The 25,807-nt window shown below is 34.4% G+C and carries 19 protein-coding genes and 2 pseudogenes; 15 read left to right on the forward strand and 6 right to left on the reverse strand.

Annotation, left to right across the window (positions count from 1 at the left end; all coding sequences use genetic code 11):
• Positions 1-35 precede the first annotated feature (35 nt).
• The 9 genes from IPK06_02725 (at position 36) to IPK06_02765 (ending at position 13,441) form a co-directional block, all read left to right on the forward strand.
• Positions 36-2,699: a glycoside hydrolase family 3 C-terminal domain-containing protein gene (locus IPK06_02725; GenBank protein ID MBK7978929.1), complete on the forward strand. Its 2,664-nt coding sequence runs from the start codon at positions 36-38 to the stop codon at positions 2,697-2,699.
• Between the two features lie 66 nt (positions 2,700-2,765).
• Positions 2,766-4,691 carry a sulfatase-like hydrolase/transferase gene (locus IPK06_02730; protein ID MBK7978930.1) on the forward strand — a complete coding sequence of 642 codons (1,926 nt, stop codon included), beginning with the start codon at positions 2,766-2,768 and terminating at the stop codon, positions 4,689-4,691.
• Positions 4,692-4,713: 22 nt separating this feature from the next.
• Complete coding sequence (locus IPK06_02735) at positions 4,714-6,762, forward strand: alpha-L-fucosidase (protein MBK7978931.1); 2,049 nt, start codon at positions 4,714-4,716, stop codon at positions 6,760-6,762.
• A gap of 26 nt (positions 6,763-6,788) precedes the next feature.
• Positions 6,789-8,051: an L-rhamnose isomerase gene (locus tag IPK06_02740; protein ID MBK7978932.1), complete on the forward strand. Its 1,263-nt coding sequence runs from the start codon at positions 6,789-6,791 to the stop codon at positions 8,049-8,051.
• A 26-nt stretch (positions 8,052-8,077) separates the two neighbouring features.
• On the forward strand, positions 8,078-9,469 hold the full coding sequence (locus IPK06_02745; protein MBK7978933.1) for a hypothetical protein: 1,392 nt from the start codon (positions 8,078-8,080) through the stop codon (positions 9,467-9,469).
• A gap of 8 nt (positions 9,470-9,477) precedes the next feature.
• Positions 9,478-9,648: a hypothetical protein gene (locus tag IPK06_02750; protein ID MBK7978934.1), complete on the forward strand. Its 171-nt coding sequence runs from the start codon at positions 9,478-9,480 to the stop codon at positions 9,646-9,648.
• Positions 9,649-9,671: 23 nt separating this feature from the next.
• Positions 9,672-10,892, forward strand: coding sequence for an anaerobic sulfatase-maturation protein (locus tag IPK06_02755; protein MBK7978935.1), 1,221 nt, complete (start codon positions 9,672-9,674; stop codon positions 10,890-10,892).
• 396 nt (positions 10,893-11,288) lie between these two features.
• Entirely contained in the window at positions 11,289-11,843 is a 555-nt protein-coding gene (locus tag IPK06_02760) for a transposase (protein ID MBK7978936.1), read from the forward strand.
• Between the two features lie 347 nt (positions 11,844-12,190).
• A complete protein-coding gene (locus IPK06_02765) occupies positions 12,191-13,441 on the forward strand; it encodes a PTS sugar transporter subunit IIC (protein ID MBK7978937.1) in 1,251 nt (416 codons plus the stop codon).
• Between the two features lie 56 nt (positions 13,442-13,497).
• On the opposite strand, the gene araA is transcribed toward IPK06_02765, so the two are convergent.
• The 6 genes and pseudogenes from araA to IPK06_02795 all read right to left on the reverse strand — a co-directional run bounded on the left by araA (position 13,498) and on the right by IPK06_02795 (position 21,848).
• Positions 13,498-14,982 carry an L-arabinose isomerase gene (araA, locus tag IPK06_02770; GenBank protein MBK7978938.1) on the reverse strand — a complete coding sequence of 495 codons (1,485 nt, stop codon included), beginning with the start codon at positions 14,980-14,982 and terminating at the stop codon, positions 13,498-13,500.
• Between the two features lie 27 nt (positions 14,983-15,009).
• Positions 15,010-15,698: pseudogene (locus IPK06_02775) on the reverse strand (L-ribulose-5-phosphate 4-epimerase).
• Entirely contained in the window at positions 15,698-17,398 is a 1,701-nt protein-coding gene (locus tag IPK06_02780; protein MBK7978939.1) for a ribulokinase, read from the reverse strand. Before IPK06_02780 ends, IPK06_02775 begins: the two are co-directional and overlap by 1 nt.
• 18 nt (positions 17,399-17,416) lie before the next feature.
• Positions 17,417-19,171: a sodium/solute symporter gene (locus IPK06_02785; protein MBK7978940.1), complete on the reverse strand. Its 1,755-nt coding sequence runs from the start codon at positions 19,169-19,171 to the stop codon at positions 17,417-17,419.
• Positions 19,172-19,579: 408 nt separating this feature from the next.
• Positions 19,580-20,455, reverse strand: coding sequence for a TonB-dependent receptor (locus IPK06_02790; protein ID MBK7978941.1), 876 nt, complete (start codon positions 20,453-20,455; stop codon positions 19,580-19,582).
• Positions 20,456-20,468: 13 nt separating this feature from the next.
• Positions 20,469-21,848, reverse strand: a complete 1,380-nt coding sequence (locus tag IPK06_02795; GenBank protein ID MBK7978942.1) for a carboxypeptidase-like regulatory domain-containing protein — start codon at positions 21,846-21,848, stop codon at positions 20,469-20,471.
• A gap of 206 nt (positions 21,849-22,054) precedes the next feature.
• Here IPK06_02795 and IPK06_02800 point away from each other — a divergent pair, with 206 nt between their 5' ends.
• The 6 genes and pseudogenes from IPK06_02800 (at position 22,055) to IPK06_02825 (ending at position 25,762) form a co-directional block, all read left to right on the forward strand.
• On the forward strand, positions 22,055-22,252 hold the full coding sequence (locus IPK06_02800; GenBank protein MBK7978943.1) for a hypothetical protein: 198 nt from the start codon (positions 22,055-22,057) through the stop codon (positions 22,250-22,252).
• 403 nt (positions 22,253-22,655) lie between these two features.
• Positions 22,656-23,405 carry a hypothetical protein gene (locus IPK06_02805; protein ID MBK7978944.1) on the forward strand — a complete coding sequence of 250 codons (750 nt, stop codon included), beginning with the start codon at positions 22,656-22,658 and terminating at the stop codon, positions 23,403-23,405.
• The gene (locus IPK06_02810; protein ID MBK7978945.1) at positions 23,381-23,788 is read left to right on the forward strand and encodes a hypothetical protein; all 408 of its coding nucleotides are present in this window, start codon (positions 23,381-23,383) and stop codon (positions 23,786-23,788) included. The genes IPK06_02805 and IPK06_02810 overlap by 25 nt, the downstream gene beginning before the upstream one ends.
• Positions 23,725-24,114: pseudogene (locus IPK06_02815) on the forward strand (hypothetical protein). The gene IPK06_02810 and the pseudogene IPK06_02815 overlap by 64 nt, the downstream one beginning before the upstream one ends.
• Positions 24,112-25,008, forward strand: a complete 897-nt coding sequence (locus tag IPK06_02820; protein ID MBK7978946.1) for a CpsD/CapB family tyrosine-protein kinase — start codon at positions 24,112-24,114, stop codon at positions 25,006-25,008. The pseudogene IPK06_02815 and the gene IPK06_02820 overlap by 3 nt, the downstream one beginning before the upstream one ends.
• 163 nt (positions 25,009-25,171) lie before the next feature.
• On the forward strand, positions 25,172-25,762 hold the full coding sequence (locus IPK06_02825) for a hypothetical protein (protein MBK7978947.1): 591 nt from the start codon (positions 25,172-25,174) through the stop codon (positions 25,760-25,762).
• Positions 25,763-25,807: the final 45 nt, after the last annotated feature.

Here is a 25,807-nt window from a genome sequence, read left to right on the forward strand (position 1 = left end):
TTATATAAAAAAATCTTAAATAGGAAAAATATTTAATGCGAAAATTATTTTTTTTGTTATTCGTAGTTTATTCAAATTTGTTATTCAGTCAAAAATTACCTTACAAGAATCCAAAGTTACCTGTAGAGGAAAGAGTAAATGATCTGCTTTCAAGAATGACGCTGGAAGAAAAATTTTGGCAGTTATTTATGATACCGGGTGATCTAAGCGATGAAAATGAAAATTACAAAAATGGGATATTCGGATTTCAAGTATCGACAAAAGCAAAATCTGCAAAGATAACCGAACAGATTTTAGATTACGGTAATTCCGGTACACCCGAGTCGGTCGCGGAAAAAATAAACGAAATCCAAAAATACTTTGTAGAAAATACAAGATTGGGAATTCCAATCATACCATTTGATGAAGCGCTTCACGGTTTGGTGAGAGACGGTGCAACAGCATTTCCTCAAGCTATTGGATTGGCGGCGACATGGAATACCGATTTAATGAGTGAAGTGGCAAACGCGATTGCTTTAGAAGTTAAGACTCGCGGCATAAGACAAATATTATCTCCGGTAATAAATATTGCAAGAGACGTAAGATGGGGAAGAGTTGAAGAAACATACGGTGAGGATCCATTTTTAACTTCACAAATGGGTATCGCGTTTATCAAACAATTTGAAGATAATGGCATCATTACAACGCCAAAGCATTTTACCGCGAATGTGGGAGACGGCGGAAGAGATAGTTATCCGATTCATTTTAATGAAAGATTAATGGAAGAAATTTATTTTCCGGCATTTATAGAATCGATTCAAAAAGCAAATGCCAAATCTTTGATGATTTCCTACAATTCATATGACGGAACTCCGTGTTCGGCAAATGACTGGCTGCTGAATAAAAAGCTGAAAGATGATTGGGGATTTGACGGATTTGTAATTTCTGATGCTGGCGCAATTGGAGGAGCAAATGTTCTACATTTCACTTCTCATGATTATGCGGAATCAACAATGAAAACAATAGAAGGCGGATTAGATGTGATATTTCAAACTTCTTATGCGCACTATCCATTATTTTATGAAGCTTTTGAAAAAGGAATGATAAAAGAATCAACTATAAATAAAGCCGTTGCAAGGGTATTAAAGGCAAAGTTCAATATGGGATTGTTTGAAAATCCGTATGTTGACGCTAAGAAAGCAAACGAATTTAATGGAAGTAATGCGCATCGGGATCTGGCTTATAAATCCGCTCAGGAATCAGTTGTATTACTAAAAAATGAAAATAATATTTTACCGTTAAAAAAAGATTTAAAGAAGATTGCCGTAATTGGAACAGACGCAATAGAAGGAAGGCTTGGCGGTTACAGTGGTCCGGGAAACAATATTGTAAATATTTTAAATGGAATTAAAGATAAACTAAAGGACAATACCGAAGTTATTTATTCTAAAGGCTGCTCAAGAGAAGATATAAAGTATGTAACAATTCCAAAAGAAAATTTAGTTTGCGAATTTAACGGCGAAAAACAAAATGGTTTAACGGGGAAATATTATCGGAGCTCCAATTTTTCCGGCGATCCTATTTTTGTAAAGAACGACAGCCAAATAGATTTTAGATGGACATTATTTTCCCCTGATCCGGAGAAAATTGACTATGATTGTTATTCCGTTTCTTGGGAAGGAAAAGTAATTGGACCTAAGAACGGTAAAATTAATATCGGGTTGGAAGGCAATGACGGTTACAGACTTTATATTAACGATAGTTTGCTTATTGATAATTGGGTGCAAAGATCATACGGTAATCTATTAGAAGAATTTAATTTTGCTAAAGATAAAGAATATAAAATTAAAGTTGAGTTTTATACTACAGCAGGGAACACAAGAATAAAATTAGTTTGGGATAATGGAATAAGTAATGAATGGAAAGATGAAATTAACGAGGCAGTAAAAAAAGCAAAAAATTGTAACGCGGCAATTATTGTTGCGGGAATTGATGAAGGCGAATTTCGCGACCGGGCTTACTTAAATCTTCCCGGTCATCAAGAAATGCTTATCAATAAAATATCAGAACTTGGAATTCCAACGGTTGTTGTTTTGGTTGGAGGAAGTGCTATTACAATGAACAACTGGATAAATAATATCAGCGGAATTATTGATGTTTGGTATCCTGGTGAAGCCGGCGGAAATGCGGTGGCGGATGTATTGTTTGGTGATTATAATCCTGCGGGAAGATTACCGATAACTTTCCCGATTCATGAATCACAACTGCCGCTCTATTATAATCACAAGCCGACCGGAAGAGGAGATGATTATATAAATCTTACGGGTCAGCCGTTATTTCCATTTGGATTTGGTTTGAGCTATACACGGTTTGAATACAGCGACTTTAAAATTGAGAAAAAAAATATTTCGCAAAGTGAAGAAACAAAACTTAAATTCACATTGAAAAATTCAGGCAAGACAGACGGCGATGAAGTTGTTCAGTTATATATAAAAGATCTGTTTGCTTCAGTCGCGCGACCGGTAATTGAATTAAAAGGTTTCAAACGAATTCATTTAAAAGCAGGTGAATCAAAAGAAGTTGAGTTTACAATTACCCCAGATTTATTGTCTATGTTGGATAAAGATCTTAAAAAAATTGTTGAGCCCGGCGATTTTCGAATTATGATTGGCTCTTCATCAAAAGATATAAGATTACGAGAAATTATTAATGTAAATTAAAAATTTGTTTAATTAAAGAAATCAACTAAAATGACAAATATATCAAGAAGAAAATTTATTGTTGATATGGGGAAGGGAATATCATTTGTTTCATTGTCTCCTTTTCTCACATCAAGCAAAATTATCTCTGAGGATGAACTCCCAAATATTATTGTAATTTTTATTGATGATATGGGTTATGCAGATGTTGGACCATTTGGAGCAAAAGGATATAAAACTCCCAATGTTGATAAATTAGCAAATGATGGAATTATCTTTACCGATTTTCATGCGGCAACCGCTGTTTGCAGCGCGTCGAGAGCCGCATTACTAACCGGATGCTATTCCGAAAGGGTCAGTATTAGAGGCGCGTTAAACCATACTGCTCTGATAGGATTAAATCCTGAAGAAGAAAATATTGCTCGGATTTTAAAAAGGAAAAACTACAAAACCGCAATAGTCGGTAAATGGCATCTTGGTCATCATGAAGTATTTTTACCTCTTCAGCAGGGATTCGATGAATTTTACGGACTTCCATATTCCAACGATATGTGGCCCGTAGGTTATGACGGAAAGCCGATTTCAGATAATTGGAAAGCAAATTATCCGGTTTTGAAAATAATTGAAGGAAATCAGCAGACAGAATCAATTGAAGATTTAGAAGATCAGTCAACGCTGACAACAAGATACACTGAAAAAGCCGTTGATTTTATTCAGCGTAATGCAAACAATAAATTTTTTCTTTATTTAGCTCATTCAATGCCTCATGTTCCAATTGCGGTTTCAGAGAAATTTAAAGGTAAAAGTGAAAACGGATTATTCGGCGATGTAATTATGGAAATAGATTGGTCGGTTGGAGAAATTGTTAAAGCGCTTGAAAAAAATAATATTGATGAAAACACCTTGATAATATTTACAAGCGACAACGGGCCTTGGCTTAATTTTGGAAATCATGCCGGATCTGCTTTCCCTTTGCGTGAAGGTAAAGGCACAATGTGGGAAGGTGGAAACCGAGTTCCCTGCATAATGAAATGGCCGAAAAATATTAAATCCCATTCCAAATGCGATAAACTTACATCAACGATTGACATACTGCCGACTATTTCTGAAATTACGCATTCTAAACTTCCCAAAAATAAAATCGATGGAGTTAATATTTTTCCATTGATGTTGAATGAAGACGTTAATCCAAGAGATGAATTTTGGTATTATTATGATTACGATCTGATTGCCGTACGAAAAAATTATTGGAAACTTTATTTCCCGTGTGTTCAGCGAAGTTATGAAGGAATGATTCCAGGTAAAGATGGATTTCCGGGTCCAACCTGGCAGAAAGAAATTGGGTATGAACTCTATAATTTGAAAGATGACATTGGTGAAAAAAATAACGTAATTAATGAACATCCTGAAATTGTAGAAAAACTAAAAAAGATAGGTGATAAAGCCAGGTATGAACTTGGCGACAGATTAACAGGAATTAAAGGCAAAGAAAATAGGGATCCGGGCCGTATTGGTAAAAATAGAATAAAGTTTGAAGAGCATTTGGCAATCGGTAAAAACCTGGAGTTAAAATCATTGCCGCATAAAAGATACGCATTAGGAAATACTTCAATACTTAATGACGGATGGACCGGTTCATTTGATTACAATGACGGTTACTGGCTTGGATTTGAAGGAAACGATGTTGAATTTATTATTGATCTTGCGGATCAAATTAAAATTAATAAAATCCAATTGAGTTTTTTACAAAGCCAAAACTCATGGATTTTTCTTCCAAAAAAAATACAAATTTCAATTTCAGATGACGGATTGAATTATAGTAGTATTTATGATAATACATTTGAGATAAAACCTGATTTAAATGTGGGCGGAATTGATTTTGCCACCGACAGTATTGGAATGAAGTGCAGATTTATTAAAGTTTATGCCGAAAATATTAAGGATTGTCCTAATTGGCATATTGGAAAAGGCGAAAAGGCTTGGTTATTTATGGATGAAATTATAGTCAAATAAAATAAATACATTCGGAGGGAAATTGAAAAAGTTATTAGCAATTATTTTCATCTTATCGCTTTTTGTAAGCTGTACTCCAAAAGATTATTTAAAAGAATCCAAATCTGATAAAGAAAAAAGAATGGAATGGTGGACCGATGCCAAATTCGGCATGTTCATTCATTGGGGTATATACTCCGTTCCAGCCGGCTGGTATAAAGGAGAAATGGTTCCCGGAATAAGTGAATGGATAATGGATGCCGCAAAAATTCCTAAGGATGAATATGAAAAATTTGCCGCGGAATTTAATCCAGTAGATTATGACGCTGAGAAGTGGGTGAAAATTGCCAAACAAGCCGGAATGAAATACATTGTAATAACGTCTAAACATCATGATGGATTTTGTATTTGGGATTCAAAAATTACAAATTACGACGTTGTTGATTTTACTCCATATAAAAAAGATATCTTAAAACCTTTAGCCGCCGCATGCAAAAAAGAAGGAATTAAATTAGGATTTTATCATTCTATAATGGATTGGCATCATCCAAATGAAAATAAGGAAAACTTTGCTAAATATAGAAATGAATATTTAATTCCGCAGCTTGATGAATTATTGGAAGAATTTCCTGAAATATCAATTCTCTGGTTTGACGGAGAATGGATTGATGAATGGACGGAAGATCAAGGTAAAAGTCTTTATAATCATCTAAGAAACATACGACCCGATTTGATAATAAATAATAGAATTGGCAAGGGCCGCGATGGAATGCAAGGAATGAGCAAAGAAGAAAATAGCGCGGGTGATTTCGGTACGCCTGAACAAGAAATTTTAGAAACAACTTCTGCGTTTCCGTGGGAATCTTGCATGACAATGAACAATTCTTGGGGATTTAAAAAAGGTGACGAAAATTGGAAATCCGCTGAAACTATTATTCAAAATATAATTGATATTACCGCTAAAGGCGGAAATTACTTATTGAATGTCGGACCCGATTCAAAAGGAAATATTCCGCAAGCCAGCGTTGAAAGACTTGCCAAAGTCGGCGATTGGATGAGTAAATACAGCGAAGGGATTTACGGCACGAGACCGTTAAAGAATTATTTCGAAGGCGAAAATATTAAATATACTAAAGCAAAAGACGCCGATATTATTTATGCCTTCATTTTAAGTAAGCCAATAAATGACACGGTTAAAATTAAATATGTTACTCCGGTAAAAAATTCTAAAATGAATATTCTTGGAATGGATGAATTAAATTACACTACGGCCGGATTCGAAACCGTATTTCAATTGCATTCGGATCTAAAAGAAACTGATTTCCCAATCTGCATTAAAATTAATGGTAAGGAAAATAACATTGCTTCCAAGCCTGTTGTCAAAGTTGACGGAAAAGAAATCAAAAACAGTTTTTTGTTTCAAGAAAATGTAACATTGGAAATAACGGGCAAAAATGAAAATGGCGAAATAAGATTTACAAATGATGGAAGTGTTCCTGATAAAAATTCTCAAGTTTATTCAGCACCGATTAATTTGACTGAATCAGCAAAATTAAACGCAATTACTTTTAAAGACGGTTTTGTTGAAAGCGCGATAAACGCAATTAATTTTTATAGAATTAAAACTGCAAAAAACATGGAGCTTAAAAATCAGCCCGCGGAAAAATACGCCGATCCTGGAAAATTGATTTTACTGAATGGAATTAGAGGTACGGAAAGATATAATGATGGTAACTGGTTAGGTTTTGAAGGTAATAATTTTGAAACATTATTGGATTTAGGCGAAGTTAAATCTGTAAAAAACATTACTCTCGGCTGTCTCTCAAACTTAAATTCATGGATATTTTTACCGAAAAAAGTTTCGTTTTTTATTTCGAACGATAATGTTAATTTTAAGAAAGTTTATGAATCTAATTATGAGCTTTTAAAATCGGAAATCCAAAAACCGTTTATTAAAGATGTTTCGTCAAAAGTTAACGCTGAAACAAGATTCATAAAAATTGTAGCTGAAAATATAAAAGAATGTCCAAGCTGGCACAAAGGAAGCGGCGGTAAGGCATGGCTCTTTATGGATGAAATTATAATTGATTAAAATCATTTAACTAAAATAAAATCACTATGAACAAAATATTACAAAATTATGAAAATGCTAAAGAATTCTACTCAACTATTGGTGTTGATGCCGATGAAGCTTTGCAGAGATTAAGCAAATTCTCAATTTCCGTGCATTGCTGGCAAGCCGATGACGTTGCCGGTTTTGAAAAACCCAATTCACAATTATCAGACGGCGGAATTCAAGTAACCGGAAATTATTTTGGTAAAGCCAGAAGTATAAAAGAATTACAACTGGATATGGAAAAAGTATTTTCATTGGTTCCCGGCAGACACAGATTTAATCTTCATGCCATTTATGGAGATTTTGAAGGTCAAAAAATTGATAGAAATGAAATTGAACCAAAGCATTTCAACAATTGGATTGATTGGGCAAGAAAAAATAATCTTAAATTGGATTTTAACGCTACTTGTTTTTCTCACCCTAAAGCTGAAAGCGGTTTTACATTAAGCAATTATGATAAAGGAATTAGAGATTTTTGGATAGAACACGTAAAACGTGCCAGAGAGATTACCGCATATTTCGGTAAAGAATTTAAATCACCTTCGGTTCATAATTTATGGATACCTGACGGTTCAAAAGATTTGCGCTATGACAAATGGAAACCTCGTGAAATTTTAAAGGAAAGTTTGGATAAAATTTTTGATATAGAATACGAACAGCATTTAATTAAAGACGCGGTTGAAAGTAAGCTTTTCGGAATTGGAAGTGAATCTTATGTCGTTGGATCTCACGAATTTTATTTGGGATATGCGCTGACAAGAAATAAAATGATCTGTTTGGATATGGGACATTTTCATTTATCTGAAAATGTTGCCGATAAAATTAGTTCGGTACTTCAGTTTTCAAATGAGCTTTTATTTCATATCAGTCGCGCTGTAAGATGGGATAGCGATCATATTCCAATTCTTAATGATGAACTTATTGATGTATGCTCTCAAATTGTCAGATATGATTTGGATAATAGAACAAATATCGCGTTGGATTTTTTTGATGGATCTTTAAATAGATTAGGCGCCTATGTTTTGGGAATTAGGTCAACCTTAAAAAGTCTTTTATTGGCGTTATTGGAACCCGGCAATACATTGAAAAAACTAGAATCACAAAATAATTATCTTGCCAGGTTAGCCGTTATGGAAGAGATGAAGTTTCATCCAATTGGAGCTGTTTGGGATTATTATTGCTACAAAAATGATGTACCGCTTGAAAACAAATGGCTGGATGAAGTTTCTGAATTTGAAAATAAAATATTAAGTAAAAGAATTTAATTACTCCTAATTCCAATTGAGGGCTTATGAAAAAAAATAATCTAAAAGATCAATTAGATTCGGTAGAAGAATTTGAAAGGCAGCGCGTACCCGAAAATAAATTAAAAAGTTGGAAAAGTTTTCTAGGTATGTATGCCGGCGAACATACAGCCGGAACAGAATTTGTTATAGGTCCGTTATTTGTCGCGCATGGAGTAACCACCGCTGACTTAATATTTGGATTGTTAGTTGGAAACTTGCTGGCGGTTTTGAGCTGGGCATTTTTAACGGGACCAATTGCCGTAAAAGAAAGAATTACACTTTACTTCTTACTTGAAAAAATTAACGGTAAAAAATTAACTACTGTTTACAATCTAATTAATGCGCTTATGTTTTGCTTCTTAGCCGGATCAATGATAGCCGTATCAGCTACTGCCGTTGGTATTCCTTTTGGATTGCAGATGCCTACATTAAATGATTGGATGCCGAACAGTTTGGGTTGGATTGCCGCAGTTATTGTTGTCGGCGCGTTAACAACAATTGTTGCGATGTTTGGGTACAATGTGGTTTCTAAAGTTGCCAATATTGCCGCTCCCTGGATGATACTTGTATTTATTAGCGCGGCAATTTCAGTATTGCCGAATCTTGGAATTAATTCATTTTCAGAGTTTTGGACAAAAGCCGATCATTCAATTTGGACAGGAAATCCATTGGCGGGACAAAGCAAATTTAATTTCTGGCACATTATGTTTTTTGCTTGGTTTGCAAATATGGCAATGCATATTGGCATGGCGGATCTATCAATTTTACGTTATGCAAAAAAATGGTATTATGGTTTTAATTCAGCCGCGGGAATGTTTATAGGTCATTATATCGCATGGATTGCGTCAGGAATTTTGTATGCACTATTTTTAAAAGAAACAAATTTCAGCAGCGAATTTGCGCCTGGACCAATCGCATACCGCGCTGCGGGTTTTGCCGGAGCGTTGACGGTTATAATTGCGGGATGGACAACTGCAAATCCAACAATTTATAGAGCAGGGTTAGCGTTGCAAGCTATTCGTCCGCAATGGAAAACCTGGAAAGTAACAATGGTTGTGGGAATAATTACAACTATAGCGTCAATGTTTCCCGCGTTAGTAATGAAACTTTTGGATTTTGTTGCGCTATATGGCTTGATACTTATGCCGATGGGCGCAATAATAATGATGGACGTTTATATTATTCCAAAACTAAAATTAAAAAGATATTATGCGGAGACATTTAAAAAATCATTTAATATTGCGGCGGCATTATCTTGGGGATTAACTTTATTATTTAGTTTGTTCTTGAATTTTTATTTTGGAATTGAAATATTTTTCCTCGGCTTGCCGGGATGGTTTATCGCGGCACTAATATTTTTAGTAGGCAGTTATTTCATACAGAAAAAATTGAATTAGGAGAATAAATGAAAGCACTTATAAAAATATTATCATTGATCAGTTTAATTGCTACAATTCTCCCGTCAATTTTGGTGTTCAATAATGTTATTTCAATGGAAACAAATAAGCTTATTATGACTTTGGGAACATTATTATGGTTTTCAACAGCGCCGTTCTGGATGAATAAAAAAGTATAAGTTTTATTTAGAAAAATAGGTGAATGAAGAATTCTTTAGCTTTTAATATAATTACAAAACCTACCGGACCAATTTGTAATCTTGATTGCACGTATTGTTTTTATCTTGAAAAAGAAAAACTTTATCAGCAAAATGAAAATTGGCGCATGAATGACAACATTCTTGAAGAATATATTAAGCAGTATATTTCCGCACAAGCCGTAAATGAAATAACATTTGTGTGGCAGGGCGGCGAACCCACATTACTTGGTGTAGAGTTTTTCCAAAAAGCAGTTGAGCTTCAGATTAAATATGCGAACGGAAAAACTGTTTTCAATTCATTTCAAACCAACGGAATTTTATTAAATGACGAATGGGGAAAATTTTTATCCGAAAATAATTTCCTGGTCGGCATTTCAATCGACGGACCGAAAGAAATTCATAATAAATTCAGAAAATTAAAAGGTGGACAGGATTCTTTCGACCAAGTGATGAAAGGAATTTTGTTGCTCAAAAAATATAACGTTGAATTTAATACTTTAAGCTGCGTACATAGAGACAATTCTTATAAAGCTCTTGAAGTTTATAATTTTCTAAAAGAAATAGACAGCAGGTTTATGCAATTTATTCCTATTATAGAAAGACAATCAATCCATCAAAATAATAATAAGCTGAATCTAATTTCACCGGAATATAGTGGAGAAGCCGTTGTTACCGATTGGTCGGTTGAATCTTTACAATATGGAAAATTCCTTTCTGAGATATTTGACGAGTGGATAAAAGAAGATGTTGGCAGTTACTTTGTTCAAATATTCGATCTCGCATTAGAATCTTGGTTAGGTCAGCAATCAAGTTTGTGCATATTTAGAGAGACTTGCGGAAACGCCTTGGCAATTGAACATAACGGTGATCTCTACTCGTGCGATCATTATGTTTATCCCGAAAATAAATTGGGCAATATAATGTCGGATTTATTAAGCAATATGGTAGATTCGGGTAAGCAGACAAAATTTGGTTTGGATAAAAAAATGAATTTGCCGAATTATTGCAAAAATTGTGAGTATCTTTTTGCCTGCAACGGCGAATGTCCCAAACACAGATTTATTAAAACTCCGGATGGTGAAAATAATTTAAATTATTTGTGCAGCGGTTACAAATATTTCTTTTCACATATTGATCCTTATATGAATTTTATGGCCAACGAATTGATAAACAAAAGACCGCCCGCGAATGTGATGCACTGGATTAAGTCTAATAAAATTTAAGCTGATAAATTATTTATAAATAATTAAATTATTTTGATTATATAAAAACATCAATTAAATGTATTCTCCCATATTATAAAAGCAAGCCTGCAAACCTCCGAAGTTTTTATTATAGATATTTATAATTTTATTTTAATTATTTGTTTGTATTTTTTAAATAAATGTAATTTGAATAAAAAAAAGTAAAAAAAAATAGCTAAATCAAAAACCAAAAACGAAAACTACCATCTTCATTTGGCAGAAAATGTTGTAATTTTGAAAGAAAAAATCTTATGGATTTAAGAGGCAAAATTTATTTCAAGAAAATTATAATTATAAATCTTCAAGAAATATATAATAAACTAAATTAAACCTCCGAGGTTTTTAAAAACCTCGGAGGTTTGCATTAACAATAAAATGAATAAAGAAAGAAATTTTTATAAAAATACCTATCACCATCTTTATAATAGAGGCTCAAACAAATCGCGAATATTCTATGAAAAAGAAAATTATAATTATTTCTTGAGAAAATTAAAATTTTATGCGGATAAAAATAAAATCAAAATTTTAGCCTATTGTTTAATGCCGAATCATTTTCATCTATTTGTTAAACAAACATCGGATGAATATCTAATTTCAACTTTCATTTCAAATCTGCTGAACTCTTATGTAAAATCTATTAACAAAAAATACGAACGATCCGGAACTTTGTTTGAAAGTAAAACAAAAAGTAAGCAAATTGAAGATGAGACTTATTTTATTTGGGTAATAAAATATATTCTAGAAAATCCGCTAAAAGCTAATTTAGCACATCAAATACAAGATTGGGAATATTCCAATGCTAAAGATTTATTGGGATTTAGAAATGATAATTTGACTGACATTGAATTTGTGGAAACATTTTTCCAGTCGAAAGAGGTTACGCACAAGTTTTTAACTGATAAATCTATTAAAGTTAATTATGAATTTTAAGTATGATGAACATAAAACCTCCGAGGTTTCCAAAACCTCGGAAGTTTGTTATCGCAATAAAATGGAAAAATATATTTTCTCATTAATAATAATTTTCAATTACTCAATTTTATCACAAGCAATAAAAATTGAAATTTCCAATCTTACCCAACCAGCAGTAAAATTGTATGCAATTAAGGGTGAGCAATTTACTTTTATTTATTCTTTAAAATCTTCATAAAGTAATTTCAGATATTTAATAAATATTGCAAGACAATCGTTTTTCTATCATAAAATATCACTATCTTTGGCGAAATAATATTTTAATAAAAACGTAAATTCCCAAAAGAAATTGTCGGAGTTCCTTTATGAATAAAGCTCTTACCGATTTTATGAACAAACATATTGTTCCGCCGCTTAATGTATTAAGTGAAAATCCATATCTTTCCGCTATTCGCGCAGGAATGGTAGCTGTTGTTCCTTTAACTATTGTTGGAAGTATTTTTATAATTATTTCATATTTCCCTTTCAGCGGCTGGGATAAAATTATTGAGCCTTACAGAACAATACTTGATATTCCTGTAAGCGCTACATTCGGATTGCTCGCGTTATTTGTATGTTTTTCTATCGGTTATGATCTGGGTAAACAAATGAAGCAGGAAGCGATAATCAGCGCCTCTCTTTCCTCGCTGATATTTTTGCTGATTCAATTCAACCCGCAGGACGGCTCGCTTATTTTTGATAATCTTGGTTCAAAAGGAATTTTTACCGCAATTTTAATCGCGTTTATTTCAGTCAGCGTTCAAAAATTTTTTACGGATAAAAATTTAGTTTTCCGTCTTCCAAAAAATGTTCCTCCTGTTGTGTATGAGTCTTTTGTTTCGTTAAGTCCGTTATTTTTTCTATTAGTTACATTTTGGCTAATTCAGTACGTAATTGGAGTTGATATAAACGGACTAGTCGAAATTATTTTCCGACCGGTTGTTTTTGCGTTTAATACTTTGCCGGGAATTTTAGTTTACGCGTTTTTGGTTACGCTTCTTTGGTCGGTTGGAATAAATGGCGATAACGCGATGGACGCAATTGCCGCTCCGATTTTTCTTCAATATTTAACCGAAAATGTTACGGCGATGTCTATGCATCAGCCGCTGCCTTACATTACTGCTTACGGATTCTTTACCACATTTGTTAACGTTGGCGGAACCGGAGCCACTATTGGCCTTGCTTTGATAATGCTTAATTCCAAAGAACCGGGATTTAGAAAAATTTCAAGATTTTCTCTGCCGACTCAAATCTTTCAGATCAACGAACCGATATTTTTCGGATTTCCAATAGTACTGAATCCAATATTTATGGTGCCTTATATTCTGATCACTTTGTTTCTTACAGCAGGAACATACATTTTAATGGATTTCGATTTGATCAGCAAACCAGTAATAAATGTACCCTGGACAACTCCACCGATAATTGGGCATTATTTGGTTTCGGGTGGTGACTGGCGTGCCGCGGTTTGGGGCGCGGTTTCATTAATTTTAGCTATGGCTGTGTATTTTCCATTCGCGAAAATTGCCGAACGAAACAGATTAAATGATGAAGCAGTAGGGAAGTCGCACGAGTAAAAAATTAGATTAAGGAGTTCACTAAAATTATATTAATGCGAACTCCTTTTAATTTTCTATTTGAAATAAGTTTCGTTAAATCTCAATTCTTTTTTGAATTCGGAAATATTGGTAGAATCATTAATTAACAAATGTTCTATATTTGCAATTTCCGCAAAATCTTCAATATATTCTTTTGTTATGGCTTTGCTGAATACCGTATGGTGCGCGCCGCCGGCATAAATCCAAGCTTCAGCTCCAATTTCTAAATTTGGTTTGGGAATCCACATTACTCTCGCTACCGGCAGATTTGGCAAATCTTTATCGGGATTAACGGCGTCAACTTCATTCGTAATTAATCTGAAACGGTTTCCCAAATCAATTAAGGAAACATTAATTGCCTTACCTGGATTTACGTTAAAAACCAATCTTGCAGGGTCTTCTTTTCCGCCGATGCTTAAAGGATGAACTTCCAATTTTGGTTTTTCTGCCGCAATGGATGGACAAATTTCAAGCATATGCGAACCTAAAACTTTATCGCCGTTCTGATTAAAATGATAAGTATAATCTTCCATAAATGATGTACCGCCGTCCAATCCGTTTGCCATTGTTTTTACTGCACGGACAATTGCGGACGTTTTCCAATCACCTTCGGCACCGAATCCGTATCCGTCGTTCATCAATCTTTGAACGGCTATGCCTGGCAATTGTTTCAATCCATGCAAATCTTCAAATGTAGTGGTAAACGCTTTAAAATTTCCATCGCTTAAAAATTTTCTCATTCCAAGTTCAATCCTCGCCGCATCCAAAACACTGTGATACATTGGTCTGTTCTTTTTCGCATCTTCGGAAATTATATAAGAATCAAAATATTCTTCAACTAACTTAGTAACTTCACTATCTTCAACTTGATTTACAACTTTTACCAAATCACCCACGCCGTAACCATTAACCGAAATTCCAAATTGAATTTGTCCGCTGACTTTATTGCCTTCAGTCACAGCGACTTCTCTCATGTTATCGCCGAAACGGGCAATCTTCATATTCCGCATATCAGCCCAAGCGGAAACCACACGCATCCACATCGCGATTTTTTCTTGGACTTTATCATTGCTCCAATGTCCGACAACAACCTTTCTATTTTTATTCATTCTTGTGCAGATAAATCCAAACTCTCTGTCACCGTGAGCGGCTTGATTTAGATTCATAAAATCCATATCAATTGAATCCCAAGGAATTTCCTGATTGAATTGTGTATGCAGATGAAGAAATGGTTTCTGAATAATATTTAATCCGTTGATCCACATTTTAGCGGGGGAGAATGTGTGCATCCAAAATATCAATCCAATACATCTTGAACTCGAGTTTGCTTCACTTATAATATTAAAAACTTTTTCGGGTGTTGTAACAACAGTCTTAAATTCAATTGACAAAGGCAGTTTTTTAGAATCATTTAAACTTTTCACAATGTGTATTGAATTTTCTTCAACTTTTTTCAGAGTAGCTTCACCGTACAAATGCTGACTTCCGGTTACAAACCAGATTTCTTGTAGAGTTTCCATTATAATTTTTCCTGATTATAATCTTTATTATTTTTGTCCGTAATAAGCATTCTTGCCGTGTTTTCTAAAAAAATGCTTGTCAGTTATATATTGCGGAAGATCATTAATATTGGGATTTAATTGTAACGTCGTAATTGCCATTTTTGCGACTTGTTCCAACACAATTGAATTCACAACTGAATCATGAGCGTTTTTCCCAAATGTAAATGAAGCGTGACCCGCGACTAAAACCGCAGGAGTCTCTTCCGGATTTGATTTTTCCAACGTTTCGATTATTACCTTACCCGTATTTTTTTCATAATTTTCATTTACTTCAGCTTCAGTAAGAAAACGGGTGACGGGAATTGAACCATGAAAATTATCAGCGTGAGTTGTTCCCAGACAAGGTATTTCCCTGCATGCCTGAGCGAATATTGTTGCATAAGTGCTGTGTGTATGTGTAATTCCATTTATGCTTTTAAAGCTTTGTATAATTCCAAATGCGTCGGCGTATCTGAAGAAGGTTTTTTGGATCCTTCGATTATATTTCCATCCAGATCTACAACAACCATATCTTCGGGTTTCATAATTTTATAATCAACACCGCTTGGTTTAATTACCACCAGATTTTCATTTCGATCAATTGCGCTTACATTTCCCCATGTCAACAATACAAGATTATTTCTCACCAAATCTAAGTTTGCTTCAAGCACTTTATTTTTAAGTTCTTCCAGCATTAATTTTTCTCGCGCGTTTCATTTTTAATTTTCAGAAGATCTTTCATAACGTTGAATAAATTTCCATTCCATTCTTTTGTACCGAATGAATCATGTAGCTGCACATAAAGTGTGTAGAGTTTTTTATAAACTTCAACATTTTCCTGAATAGGATGATAAACTTTATCAACGCCGGTCATTGATTTAATCGCGTTATCAATTTTATCATAGCCGCCATTATTATTACCCGCCGCGACAGTTGAAAAAATTGCGGCGCCCAATGCCGGAGTCTGCTCACTCTTTGAAACTTTCATCGGGCGGTTTGTAACATCGGCATAAATCTGCATAAGAAGTTTATTTTTAATCGCCAAACCTCCGCAGTTTACAATATCGTTTATACGTACTTCGTTATCTTCAATTCTGTCAATAATTTTCAGTGCGCCGAATGCTGTAGCTTCTATAAGCGTTCTGTATATTTCATGAGGCTGAGTATGAAGTGTTTGTCCAAGTATTAATCCCGTCAGCCTAACATCGACAAGAACAGTTCTGTTTCCGTTATTCCAGTCAAGCGCCAGCAATCCGGTTTCACCGGGCAATAATTTTGAAGCTTCATTTTCAAGATTCACAAATTTTTCATCGAGTGTAGAGCCGTATTTTTCGGGAACGAAATTATTAACAAACCACAGAAAAATATCACCCACCGCGGATTGACCCGCTTCAATTCCGTAATAATTTTCAATAACTGAATTTCTAACAATTCCGCAAACGCCGGGAATATCATTTATTTTTTGTTTGGAATTTGTAACCATTATATCGCATGTACTTGTTCCTAAAATCTTTACCAAAGTTCCTTCGGAAATTCCAGCTCCAACGGCACCCATGTGCGCGTCAAACGCGCCAACCGCAACGGCAACCATTGAAGTAAGTCCGAGTTTTTCAGCCCAATCTTTTGAAAGATAACCGGCCAAAGTTTCCGAAGAATAAGCTTTATCGTATAAACGATTTCTTAAATCGCCGAAGTTCGGCGACAAAGTATTTAAAAATTCCGAATCTGGCAATCCGTTCCAGTCATCATTATACATTGCTTTATGACCCGCGGCGCAGACGCTTCGTTTTACTGTAATGGGATTTATATCGCCAATCAAATGTCCGGTAATCCAATCACAGATTTCAATCCAGCTGTGTGCCTCGTTATAAACTTCCGGCGCGGTATTTTTGCAATGCAGAATTTTACTCCAAAACCATTCGGATGAATAAACACCGCCTATTTTTGATAAATAATTCGGTCTGATTTCAGATGCCAATTTTGTGATCTCAGCAGCTTCTTCAAAACTTGTATGATCTTTCCAAAGCCAAACGTATGACGCGTTATTTGTCTTAAATTCATTTTTAAAGCAAAGAGGATTTCCATCAGCGTCAACGGGCATTGGACTGCTTCCGGTTGTATCAACACCAATACTGATAATATCTTTCGCGTCAAAATCACTGATAGATTTTTTTGCTTTAGTAATTGCTTCCTTAACTATTATTTCAATTCCCTCGATATAATCAGCCGGATTTTGTCTTGCTAAATTCGTATCATTTTTATCAATAATTACACCTGCATCACCCGTAGGATAATTAAAAACATGAGAAGCAATTTCTCTTCCGTTTTCAATATTAACAATTAAACTTCTGCATGAGTTTGTGCCGAAATCTAAACCGATTGCGTATTTATTCATTATTTCCCTTTATATTAATTATCCGTTAAAATAAATATAAGCTATAAGAATAATTACTATTACCATTACCGAAGCAATTAAGTCAACTGCAGACCAGCTTGCGCGCGTTTCTTTTTTATGTTCCGCGGTTGTTGTCTGGTATGTTAATCCGCTGATCTTACTATAATCCGGTTCTTCAGTCATGTAGCTGACAATGAACATTACTGCAAGACTGATAATGAAAATTAACAGTCCGTAATATTGAAAGAAAATATTATTTATAATCCAGAAGAATGAGCCTTCTGTATAACTGAAATTTGTGCCTAATTTTACCGGAGTATCAATTGCTAGTCTGAACAATCCCAAACCGAAACCCGTGTATAGCGCGGCTATAGCGCCTTTGCCGTTTAATCTTTTATTAAAAATTCCGGCGAAGAACACAACGAATATAGGAGGAGCCAAATAAGCCTGAACGCCTTGCAAATAATCATATAATCCTTTACCGCCTTTAATTACCGGAAGCCATAACAAACCGATAACAACCATAACTGTTGTTGCAATTCTGCCGACCCAAACCAGTTTTTCCTGAGAAACATTCGGTTTTAAGCGAGCATAAAAATCTATTGTAAATAAAGTTGAGCAAGCGTTGAAAACACCGGCGAGCGAGCTCATTAATGCCGCTAAAAGTCCGGCTACAACCATTCCTCTAATTCCAACGGGCAAAACATTTGCTACCATTAACGGGAATGCCTGCTGAGCGTTTTCTCTTATTATATGTCCATCCGGACCAATTAATTGCGATTGAAGAGCTGGAATTTTACCGCTTACGGCTAGTGCGTAAGAAATTATTCCAGGAACGATAAAAATAAATACAGGCAGTAATTTAAAGTATGCTGCGGCAATTGATCCTCTTCTTGCTTCAGTTTCACCGTTTGCGGATAAAGCTCTTTGAACTATATATTGATCTGTTGTCCAATACCAAAGTCCAACAATAGGAGCGGCAAACAGCATTCCAATCCAAGGATAATTATCATTAAAATACCAAGCCATTTTACCTGTCTCTCTTACGGGAGCCCATGTACTTTCAATTCCGGCAGGAACAATTGGTTTCCATAAATTAAACATTTCGGTTCCAACAATTTCTTTGAGCGCTGCCCAGCCGCCCAAAGCGTCCAAACCAAAATATGTTACCAATGCCGAACCAATAATCAATATTACCGTTTGAAGAGCTTCGGTATATGCGACCGCCGCCATTCCGCCTACAACCGTGTACAGACCTGTAATTACGATCACCAAAATTGAACCAATCCAAAAACTGTCCATGCCCATAAAATTTATTTCGGGAAGAAGAACGGAAAATACAACACCGCCGGCAAAAACGCCGACCGCAATTTTAGTTAGAACATAAGCGACCAAAGAAATTGCGGATAACACGGTTCTTGCGTGAGGGGAGAATCTTCTCTCAAGAAATTCCGGCATTGTAAAAACCTTTGAACGAAGATAAAAAGGAACCATTACCCAGCCTAAAACCAAAAGACACCAGGCGTGCAATTCATAATGAGCCATCGCAACTCCGTCTGTTGCGCCGGAGCCTGCCAAACCTACGAGATGCTCGGAACCTATATTAGAAGCGAAAATAGAAGCACCGACGATAAACCATCCCAAATGTCTTCCGGCAAGAAAATAATCGGTTGAAGTATTTTTTTGTTTTTTAATTACCCACCAAGCCAATCCTAAAATGATTGAAAAGTAAGCGGCAATCACCAACCAATCAATTGAGTGAAGTACAGCCATGATGTTCTCCTTATGAAAATTGGTTCTTTTATGATTATGTTTTAGTTATGTTAAAACGTTTTAATTGTCCGCAAATATAAATAATTAATTAAACCATTTTACGTAATTTTTTAACCTAATCGCGCAAAATAATTATGAATTATAAATTGATAAAAAGAATGGATAAAAATTGTTTGCAAAAATAAAGCTATGAAGAATTGATAATTATTTTATTGCTTGAAAATTAATCTAAAAACTTAAACTAAAATTCAACTTTTATACCAAAAGAAGGGAGAAGAGGCCAAAGAGCTATTTCAGTTATTTTTGGGTTGCCCTTACTGTCAAACGAGTATTCGTATCCTCTTATATTTTTATGATTTAACGCGTTGCTGATTTCAAAAAAAAGTATTTAACGCATAATTAGATAATTTAAAACATTTTGGATATTCTGAAATCTAGTCGGCTGTATGCCGGTAAAATTGAAGTAGTATTCGGCTCGGATTCCCAAATATATTCGTTGCTTTCTTTATAATAATACAGAGTTTTTTCTGCATAAGGGAAACCCGAACCATAATAATATTTTGAATTAAGCGACCAGCCGCTTCCCAAATTAAAATCAGTAACCCAAGAAAATGTGTGCGTTTGCCCGGTAAGCCTTTGATATGCACCTTTATTGTCGTTCTTTTCGTCTTCCATCGCAACCAAATATCCATAACTTACCCAAGTATAAAATCTGGGAATATTCAGTAATATATAAGTATCAATCCCTTTGGCAAAACCCGCCGCGTCATTATTGCGTGAATAAAATAATTTGCTGTAATGTGAATAATATGATGAAATTAAATTCTGATAATCTTTATAATATAAATCGAGTTTCACTTTTAATGTGCTGATTTTGGAATTTGACAAATTAAAATCCTGCTCAATTCCGGCAACGTAATGAATTGCCATCTGCGACTTTGTATTGTTTGGCGAAGAATTGGAATATTTAAGCTGTGTATAAATTGGCGTTTGATAATAATGACCCCAAGCGGCTCTAAATACTGTGCCGAAATCCGTTGAATACGCAATATTAAATCTTGGACTGTAAGTCGTTTCCTTGTTCATATCAAAATAATCAAATCTTCCCGCGATATTTAAAATTACATTATCTTTTATCTGAATTATATTTTCAACATAACCTGAATTTTTATAAGAATACGCGTTATCTATATTCGATAAATGCGCAAGATCGCTTACAAAACTTGTGTTAAACGTATCAATAAACTCCGGCGTATAAGCAGAATTATTTACAATTCTATTCATTAAATTATTTTGGTCATAAAATAATTTTTTTATACTGAAGACCCGATTTTATGTCATAATATGGAGATAACTGATAATTTATCTCAGCAGCAAATTCTAAAGTTTTTATTGTTAAATCATAGTTATATAAATGAGTATTTGTATTGCTGATGAAAAAATGGTCATTTGCATAAATATCTTCATTATAAACATTTCTTGTAACAAAATTTTCGTGATCCCGCTGATCATAATAAGAGATACTATTTTTTAAAAAAATATCTTTTCCCAAAATATTTGTCAGCTGCAGATCAATTAGACTGCTGTAATAATTAGCTTTTTGAGTGTTTTCGGTTAAAGTTTGTATTTGAAATCTGCCTTGCTGAGAAAAATATTGCTTTTCGAAATTAGAAGTTATTACATCCGCTCCCGGATTATAAGTCCAATTATCGCCCGAATGAATAAAGCTTAATTTTAATTTTGAACTGTTGGAAAACTTCTGCGAATAAACTCCCTGAATATCATAAAATGTCGGTTCAGCGCTTTTAACCTCAGAATATCCGAAATCCGTAATTTCCTTTACATATTCCATATAAGTTTTTCTCGCGGCTGCAATTATTGAAGCGTCTTTAAACAAAGGACCTTCTATGTACCCGTCGATGAAAGCCAGACTTAAAGTCGCCGCTCCTTTCAATTGATAATTGTTTCCTTCGCGGTACTCAATATTGGCAACAGAGCTTAGTCTGTCTCCGTATCTTGCGCTGAATCCGCCCGTTACAATATTTACCTTATCAATTAGTTCAACATTGAAAACGCCTACACTAGCGTTTTGCGCTTCTTTCAAATGGTAAGGTTCATAGACTTGAGTACCGTTAACCTGAATAAGATTTTCGTCTTTATTTCCGCCCCTTACATTAAATTCGGCGCTGAATTCATTATTTGCGCTAATTCCGGGCAAAGATTGAAATGACCTTAGCACATCCGGCATCGCGTTGGAAATTTTCTCAATTCTATCGGTTTGCAGAGAGAGACTGCTCACTTCCACTTTTTCATAATTTGAAGATTTTGTGTTATAGATTGCTACTTCCTGCAAGAGAATGTCCTTTGGAACCATTCTTATAATTAGAAAATTTTCAACGTTGATTTCTGTAATTTCAATTAACTGTGTTTTATAGCCTAAATAACTTATTTGAATTTCAGCGGCGTTGGATGGAACCGATACATTAAATTCGCCGTTTTCATCGCTTATTGCGCCGACTGAAGTTTCTGGGAAAGTAATAGTTGCATATGCAAGCGGTTCATTTGTAAATGAGTGAATAACCCGACCATTTAACGATAAACCGTCGGATTCCGCAAAATTCAACCCGAAAGTAATTTGAATCAAGCCAATAAATAAAATTAACCCGGTATTACGCAAAAAATAAATCCGCTATTTGTTTTTTACAGATTATCGAATTTATTATTTGAATCTAAAGTAAACTTTTTGACCAAATTTTCAGCCTTTCTATCCCACAAAAGTGAGCCGGCTCACAAAATTGAAAGAAAAATGATAAACCAAAAAAAAGTTTTTAAAAAAATCTAAAAAACATGAAAGTTGGATTATAATACCAATGAGGATGGGGGATGGAAGTAAAAGAGGAAGATTTATTTAAATATGTTTTTTATCCGAAGCATTTAAAATCTGAATTGAAATTTTACATTTTGCAGAATATTGGGAGATTTAAAGATTTTATTGAGCTTTTGGAAAATACGGAGCACGCTTTAAAAAACGAAATCCCAAAGGGAATTTTGAATAAAATTTATAAACTTATAAAAGTTTAAAAGAGTAAAAAAATTTTGTTGTGTAGGTTTTAGGGGTCAAGCTGATTTAATCTATTCTTGGAATTTTTCAATTCTTAAGATTGGTATGTCCTTGCCAATAAACCTTCAAAAATATTTAAATAAAAGCAAAAATAAATCAAACGAGTTTTAGAAAATGTGACTCAATTGGCGAAGCTGTGAGGAAAAACAAAAAACAAAAAGTCATTAAGTTGTAATTCGCGGGAATTTAGTTGTATAAAATCTTTCGTTTGTTGTCAGCGAAACGTGTCGAAACGAAAGAGAATCCAAAGCAAACAAAAAAAGAAAACACTGCAGCTGCACTAATTAAAACAAAACCAAAAAATCGAATACTTATCAAATTAAAAGTTTGTGTCAGAAAAAAATATAAATATTAGGAAATAAAATGAATAATTCCGGTATTCATGCAAATCAAAATATAAATGGCAGCTCTAAAATTATTCAATATAAGCCAAAAACAATTTTAGATTATTTTAACATGATCCGTCAGCATTGGTTACATGTAGTGATAATATTTTTAATTGTATTTGCATTATCAATTGGATACGCTATTTCCGCGACAGATATTTATCAAGCTGAAACGACATTAAAAATCTCTCCGCCCGAAGGAAATATTCTTGAGGCGCCGCTTCTTAATGAACTTGGCAGCGGCGGAAGCCAATCCGATAGATTCATCGCTAATGAAATCCACACAATGAACAATATTACTATTAGAGAAAGAGTCGCGCAGGTTATTATAGATTCTTTCAAAGTTTTGGGTCAAAAAGATAAATTCTCATTAATATTCAACAAAAACATTTTTAATAAAAATTCGGGTGATTTAAAATCGGATAAAACAATTGCAAACATGCTGAAAAATATTGTTTCCATCAACCAAGTGCCGAAATTGGATTTTATCGAAATAACCTGCGAAAGTCCATCGCCGTTTGAAGCTTCTTTAATCGCGAACGCGTATGCCGATGTTTACAGGGAATTCAATCTGCTCGATAACAGAAAGCAAGTCTCAAGAGTTAAGGAATTTTTGGAAAACCAAAAACAGCATAAATTCGACGATTTAAAACAGCCGAAAATGATTATAAAATTTATCAGCTTAAAGGCGGCGCGATTGAATTGGACGCGCAGGCTTCAAATTTAATAAATTCAATGACGGATTTGGAATCGAAAGTGCAAAGCGTATCTATCGATTTGGCAATTTCAAAAAGCGCGTTGGACCAATACAAAAGTGAATTGAGAAAACAGGATATGTCGGTTTCAAAATATCTTGAGTCAAAAGCCAACGAGCCGTTTTTGCTGAAACTGCAGGAACAAATCGCCGAAATAGAAGCGCAGAAGGAATTCGCCAAACTTGGTAAAACACGATCAGACAATAAAGACGATTTAATAAAACAGTATGATAATAAAATTTTAACGCTAAGGGAAACTCTCGGCAAAAAACGGATGAATTCCAAAATACAATTCTTGCCGCGAGTCCGCAGGAAATTAAAGCTCTTACTCAAAAAATATTTGAGGAAGAAGTAAAATATAATTCACTCAAATCATCTCACGCGCAATTATCAAAATACTTAAATGATTTTAAAGGCAGATTCGATAAACTTCCCGAAAGGTCTATTGATCTTGCCAGACTGGAAAGACAAAGATCCGCTGACGAAAAATTATATCTTCTCCTCGAAGAAAAATATCAGGAAGCTTTAATTAACGAACAGGCAACTTCAGGAAGCGTTTTAATTTTAAGCAACGCAAGAATTCCCGAGGTACCCGCCAAACCATCGCGTTTAAGAATTATTTTAATAGGCTTGTCTTTGGGTTTGGGACTCGGATTCGCTTATGCGATTCTGAGAAATATGTTCGATAAATCCGTTAAAAGCCCCGAAGACATTGAAGACGCCGATATCAGCTTCCTGACATGGATTCCCGAAATAGCGTCATTTAATACTACGGGAAAATTTTCGGAACTTATCGTCGCCGATGAAACAAACACAATAGCATCCGACGCGTTTAAATCTTTACGAACAATAATAAGGTACGCGAAAATAGACGGCAACGCGAAAGTAATTTTAGTTACTTCCTCGGCTCCGTCCGAAGGAAAATCCTTGGTTTCGCTCAATCTCGCGGGCAGTTTCGCTCAAGCAAGAAATAAAACGGTTATTATAGACTGTGACCTAAGAAGACCCAGAATACATAATATGGTCGGATTAACAAGAATTCCCGGTTTTACGGATTACCTTGTGGGGAAATGCAGTTATGAAGATTTATTTAAAAAAACAAGTATCGAAGATCTGTTTGTAGTTCCCGCCGGCACTATTCCGCCTAACCCGACAGAATTACTTGACTCGAAAGGAATGAAATCATTTTTAAATCGTTTAAGAAATGATTTTAATATAGTGATTTTAGATTCGCCGCCTTTGGTAACTCTCGCGGATTCTATTATTCTTTCAAGAATAGTGGATGAAACAGTACTTGTCGCTATGGCAAATAAAACCGATCTCGATCTTGTAAAGAAATCCGTTGAACAGCTTAAGAAAATTGAGGAACCGACTTTCATAGGCGTACTTTTGAATAAATTCAACTTGAAAAATAATTACGGCTCCTACTATTATAAATATGCCTATACGTATTCGAGGAACGGGAACCATAAAAATAAATCTATTTTTGCCAAACAGAAATCAAACGGAAAAACTCATATTGATGAAAAGGGAAATTCCGTTGATATAAAAACCGAGGACATACCAAGCAATTAGGTTAACACGGGTTAGACCCCTAACCTACATACCCAACTTTGAAGGACCCGTCTGGATAAGTTGGGTGGATTTATTATCAAATAATTTGGTGTTTATGTCTATATGGAAATAAACATTATGTAAATAAATATTTACATGTAAATATTACCTAATCGAAACAAGAATGAAGAAAATACTATTATTTTTAATGATAACTTTGAGGCTATATGGAACAACTTATTACATAGATGCAACAAATGGTAATGATAATTATGATGGTTTAACTCCAGAAACGTCTTGGCAAACTATTTCAAAATTAAATACAATGTATTTTAATCCTGGAGATGAAATATTATTTAAACGAGGGGAAGAATGGAGGGAGCAATTTAATCCTACTTCAAGTGGTTCAGAAAAATTTCCAATAATAATCGGAGCATATGGGTCAGGTAATAAACCAATATTTAATGGTGCAGATCAAGTAACTGGATTTGTTGAAATGGAGAATAATATTTATAATATTGAATCACCAAGAATCGATTTGGGAGCAATTATTGTAGTTATTGATGGACTAGAATTGAAAAGAGTAGAAACTATAAGCGAACTAACAAATGGAACATTTTATTTGGATATTAATCCAAGTCCAGATCTATTATATATTTATTCTGTCTCAGATCCCAATAAACAAAAAGTTGAAATTAGCGGAATGAGAGTAGATGGAATTCAATTGAAGGCAAAAAGTTATATAACAATTGAAGAACTAGAATTTAGATATTAGGCATACGCAGAATAAGAGGATTAAATAAACAACAAAATTCAAATA

The organism is Ignavibacteriota bacterium (assembly GCA_016713565.1).
Taxonomy (GTDB): Bacteria; Bacteroidota; Ignavibacteria; order Ignavibacteriales; family Melioribacteraceae.

Excerpts from the sequence above, each read along its gene's own strand:
- IPK06_02725 (MBK7978929.1), top strand. The coding sequence starts at position 36 with ATGCGAAAATTATTTTTTTTGTTATTCGTAGTTTATTCAAATTTGTTA.
- IPK06_02730 (MBK7978930.1), top strand. The coding sequence starts at position 2,766 with ATGGGGAAGGGAATATCATTTGTTTCATTGTCTCCTTTTCTCACATCA.
- IPK06_02740 (MBK7978932.1), top strand. The coding sequence starts at position 6,789 with ATGAACAAAATATTACAAAATTATGAAAATGCTAAAGAATTCTACTCA.
- IPK06_02745 (MBK7978933.1), top strand. The coding sequence starts at position 8,078 with ATGAAAAAAAATAATCTAAAAGATCAATTAGATTCGGTAGAAGAATTT.
- IPK06_02750 (MBK7978934.1), top strand. The coding sequence starts at position 9,478 with ATGAAAGCACTTATAAAAATATTATCATTGATCAGTTTAATTGCTACA.
- IPK06_02755 (MBK7978935.1), top strand. The coding sequence starts at position 9,672 with ATGAAGAATTCTTTAGCTTTTAATATAATTACAAAACCTACCGGACCA.
- IPK06_02760 (MBK7978936.1), top strand. The coding sequence starts at position 11,289 with ATGAATAAAGAAAGAAATTTTTATAAAAATACCTATCACCATCTTTAT.
- IPK06_02765 (MBK7978937.1), top strand. The coding sequence starts at position 12,191 with ATGAATAAAGCTCTTACCGATTTTATGAACAAACATATTGTTCCGCCG.
- araA (MBK7978938.1), bottom strand. The coding sequence starts at position 14,982 with ATGGAAACTCTACAAGAAATCTGGTTTGTAACCGGAAGTCAGCATTTG.
- IPK06_02780 (MBK7978939.1), bottom strand. The coding sequence starts at position 17,398 with ATGAATAAATACGCAATCGGTTTAGATTTCGGCACAAACTCATGCAGA.
- IPK06_02785 (MBK7978940.1), bottom strand. The coding sequence starts at position 19,171 with ATGGCTGTACTTCACTCAATTGATTGGTTGGTGATTGCCGCTTACTTT.
- IPK06_02790 (MBK7978941.1), bottom strand. The coding sequence starts at position 20,455 with ATGAATAGAATTGTAAATAATTCTGCTTATACGCCGGAGTTTATTGAT.
- IPK06_02800 (MBK7978943.1), top strand. The coding sequence starts at position 22,055 with ATGGAAGTAAAAGAGGAAGATTTATTTAAATATGTTTTTTATCCGAAG.
- IPK06_02805 (MBK7978944.1), top strand. The coding sequence starts at position 22,656 with ATGAATAATTCCGGTATTCATGCAAATCAAAATATAAATGGCAGCTCT.
- IPK06_02820 (MBK7978946.1), top strand. The coding sequence starts at position 24,112 with ATGTTCGATAAATCCGTTAAAAGCCCCGAAGACATTGAAGACGCCGAT.
- IPK06_02825 (MBK7978947.1), top strand. The coding sequence starts at position 25,172 with ATGAAGAAAATACTATTATTTTTAATGATAACTTTGAGGCTATATGGA.